Here is a 279-nt window from a genome sequence, read left to right on the forward strand (position 1 = left end):
CAACTAATCTGTTTAAACTAATCCACACCGTCGAGGCCGTAACAAATGAATCCATCGTTATGTGGAATGATGCATTTCCGCATAACCTAGGAATTTCACCGATTCTCGTGCTCGGTGAACTCGAGCGAGGCGGCGCACAGAATCAAATGAAGCTCGCTGAATTGCTCGGCTTTACTGGAGGCGCTATGACCAATATCGCCGGCAAACGAGTGAAAATGGGTCTAGCCATAAGGCGTTCCAATGAACAGGATCGCCGGCAAGTATTGCTTGAAATTACCG

General features: G+C 48.0%; 1 protein-coding gene. It reads left to right on the plus strand.

Translation table 11 applies throughout. The annotated features are described in order from the left end of the window. Positions 1 to 59 precede the first annotated feature (59 nt). On the plus strand, positions 60 to 279 hold a 220-nt coding region (locus R0J87_RS19650), incomplete at its 3' end, for a MarR family transcriptional regulator (RefSeq protein WP_498888357.1).

This window comes from Halomonas sp. SIMBA_159, from assembly GCF_046536035.1.
GTDB classification, from domain to species: domain Bacteria; phylum Pseudomonadota; class Gammaproteobacteria; order Pseudomonadales; family Halomonadaceae; genus Vreelandella; species Vreelandella venusta_A.